Below are 3,221 nucleotides of genomic sequence, written 5' to 3'. Positions count from 1 at the left end.
TTCTGGGGATGGCCACTATCAGGAAAAGCTCCGCTAAAGGTAAAATTTACGGAGACTAGCAAAGGATCACCAACCTCATGGAAATGGGATTTCGGAGACGGGAAATATTCAACAGAAAAGAGTCCAACACACACATATTCAGCAGCAGGAACTTACACGGTTAAACTCACAGCAACAAATGCAGCAGGAAGCAGTACAAAATCAAAATGGAATTATATAAAAGTGACAAAGTGACAAAGGGCTGAACGCGCTACAAAACTCAGTTTAACGGTAGGAACAACAGCGTCAAAGCCGGTTGTAAGTTTCCAGGGGTCTCCAAGAATAGGGAATGCGCCGCTGAGCGTGACTTTTAAGAACAATACTTCAGGCTCCCCTATCGCATGGAACTGGAGTTTCGGGGATGAAACCTTTTCAACAATACAGAACCCCATACATCCTATTCGACAACAGGAAGTTACAGTGTAACGCCTTAAGGCAAGTAACGCAGCCGGCACTGGTACGAAGACCAGAGTCAATTATATAAAAGTAACATAAGAAAAAAATATTGTAAATAAAAGTAACATAAGTAAAAGTAACATAAGTAAAAAGGTCGTAAGTAAAAGTTTCATGAAAACAAGTTGCAAAAAACCTGTTCACCAAGTAATTTAGTGCCTGAAGTTTAAATATAAACTACGGGCAACTTCTTTTATTATATATGAGTGTCGGGTTCCAAATAGGTTTAACATATTAAACAATTCAAACAGTTATGAAACAGTGTAAAATTTATTAAAGTAACTCGAAGGGATTAACTCAAAGGACTTCAAAGCTTTTCAGCAAGGCTTCCGAAACCCACACGACTTGAAGTCTGGGACTCCGATTCATTTTTGTCGGGATTACCTGGCATGACGTGGGCAAAAAATTCTTCCACCAGGCTTCCTAAGTCTCTGGGTGCAATGTCGATGAACTCTCTTTTTTCTTCAGATGGAAAATAATCAAAAACCGAAAATTTACCGAGTTTACGTGCCTGAGAGCCCTGGTAGCGGGAATCAAGGAGAATCCTTACTCCATAGTCGTCTGGAGAACGCACTATCCTTCCCATTGCCTGTCTGACCTTTCTGATTGTCGGCACCTGAACTGCAAACTCCCAGCCTTCACCACAGCCGAAAACTTCATCATAAGCAGATTCGACAGCCTTTATTCGGTCATTCAAGGCTGGATATCCGATTCCCACTATAATCACGGTCCTGCCCCTGGAATCTCTGAAATCAACACCTTCACTCAATGTTCCCCAGAGATAGGTTATAAGTAAAGCTTTTCCTCCCTGCTCTCCGATTTTGAAAAACTCCTTTCGGATTTCCTGGGATGAAACCCCTGTCTCATCAAGGAAAATAGGAATAGAAAGTTCAGGCTCAAGGAGTTTAGTATAGCGGAGTGCTTCAGCGTAGCTCTGGAAGTAAATAATCACATTCCCCGGCGATGCAACAGTAGCTGCAAGCAGAGCTTCTTTCAAGCTCTCAAGCGTTTCCGGGCTGTCACGATTCTTTGCAAAAAGCGGAGGAATGGAAACCGCAAGGGTAAGCCTCCTTTCCCTGGGAAATGTCGTGCCATAGGAGATTTCTTCCACTTCCCTTGAAATGCCAAGCGTGGATTTTATCATTTCAAAGGGCCGGAGTGTAGCCGACATGAGTACTGCCGCATAAACGGAATCAAACAAAGGCTGGGTCACGTTTTTAGGAATGCATGTGAAAAGCTCAATCCTGCCAGCTATTCTATCGCTTTTGAAATCCCTACGCACGTTCAAAATTGGATAGTAGTTTTGCCTGTCCGAAAGTACCAGATAAGAAGATAAAAAGTCGGCAACATACCGGATCTGGGAACGTTTCGGAACTGTAAGAAGCCCTTTTTTGTAATTTTCCGCATAAATCTCTTCCAGCCTTCCTCCAAACTCGCCAATCTCCCGCAACCGGGTCAGAACCTTTTCTTCATCCGCAAAACCTTCCTTTACCGCTTCCCGCAAAAAGCGAGCTTTCAAGATGTCAAAGCGCTCATAAGGGTCACTGATCTGAATGTCCCGCCAGTGCTTTCCAAGCCGGTTCCTTTCCCCGAACTTCAATTTCGCATCATATGTATCCCTGAGAGCGGTCAGGAGGCAGGTAAACAACTTTTTTGCATATAGTCGAGCCGCGTAGTCCTGGTCAAGGGGAATGCCACCTCTTGAGCCAGTTTCTTTACCTAACATAAGGGAGTTGTCAGATTCAGGAGTTTCGCCTACTTCCGAAAGGGCTTTTTCAATAGTCAGTTCCGAGAGCATTGTTGAAGAATGAGAACGCGCAGATGCCTCAATATTATGCGCCTCATCAAAAATCAGGATAATATCTTCAGGGTCGCGTTCAAGCCATTTAAGCAGCATCATGAAAATTTCGGCACTGAGAACATGATGAAAATTGCAAATTAAAAGTTCGGCGTTTTTGAGTTCTTTTTTCAGCAGTTCATACCCACACATATCCCGGTCTTCGGCATACTCCAGGATTTCTTCCGGGCTTCTTACATCGGAAAAAAGCCAGTTGGAAAATTCGTTACCTTCAAATTTCAGGACTTCATACAATTCCGGGCAAGAATTGTTCCTCAAAGCCCGGGATTTTTTCTTAGTTTCTTCGAGTTCTTTTTCAAGCTCAGTTCTCAGGGAATAAAGAGCAGGGTCTTTTGTCCGTTTGTATTTTTCATAAGCATCCTTTAGCTCTTTTTCTTTTGAAGAAATTTCCCTCTCAAGGTCAAGGAGGTCATAGGTATTTTCCCCTTTAAGCCTGCATTCTTCGTAATCGAGATTTTCAGGGCACATTGAAGTCTTGCCCTTGAAAACAATTGTTTTTATGTCGTTGTCCCGGGAAATATCTCTTGCCTCATTTATAAATTGAACCATCTGCTGATGGACGTTGGTGACTATAATAACGACCTTATTGAGTTTTTTCGCCACACTCAATGCGGGGGCAAGTGCACTTAAAGTCTTGCCTGTTCCACATGCTCCTTCAAAGAGTACAGTTTTTTCGTTCAGGAGAGCCAAGTGGATTTTCTCCATGGCTTCTGCCTGGTTAGGGTAGCAACTCTGTTTCGTAAAATACCGCATATATCCGTTCTTTTGCGTCATACGTTTAACCTGGGATTTCCCGATTTACAATGATTCAGTGACTTTCTGATCTGCCGATGATTAATAAATTAACTTTCATAAATTAAATTTCATAAAT

At 42.6% G+C, this 3,221-nt stretch carries 3 protein-coding genes; 1 reads left to right on the top strand and 2 read right to left on the bottom strand.

The genetic code is table 11. The features are described 5' to 3' along the window. Nucleotides 1-234, top strand: a 234-nt coding sequence (locus tag A9239_RS01025; protein WP_141706326.1) for a PKD domain-containing protein, incomplete at its 5' end; no start/stop codon positions are given. Here A9239_RS01025 and A9239_RS01020 read toward each other — a convergent pair. After that, entirely contained in the window at nucleotides 213-431 is a 219-nt protein-coding gene (locus A9239_RS01020; protein WP_048154446.1) for a hypothetical protein, read from the bottom strand. The genes A9239_RS01025 and A9239_RS01020 overlap by 22 nt on opposite strands. A gap of 368 nt (nucleotides 432-799) precedes the next feature. After that, nucleotides 800-3,124, bottom strand: coding sequence for an ATP-dependent DNA helicase (locus A9239_RS01015; RefSeq protein ID WP_048154443.1), 2,325 nt, complete (start codon nucleotides 3,122-3,124; stop codon nucleotides 800-802). Between the last annotated feature and the right edge of the window lie 97 nt (nucleotides 3,125-3,221).

The organism is Methanosarcina sp. A14 (assembly GCF_001729375.1).
In the GTDB taxonomy this organism is placed as follows: domain Archaea; phylum Halobacteriota; class Methanosarcinia; order Methanosarcinales; family Methanosarcinaceae; genus Methanosarcina; species Methanosarcina barkeri.
This window is presented reverse-complemented; position numbering and strand designations above follow the sequence as displayed.

Coding starts and splice junctions, on each gene's coding strand:
- A9239_RS01015 (WP_048154443.1), bottom strand. CDS start 3,124: ATGACGCAAAAGAACGGATATATGCGGTATTTTACGAAACAGAGTTGC.
- A9239_RS01020 (WP_048154446.1), bottom strand. CDS start 431: ATGGGGTTCTGTATTGTTGAAAAGGTTTCATCCCCGAAACTCCAGTTC.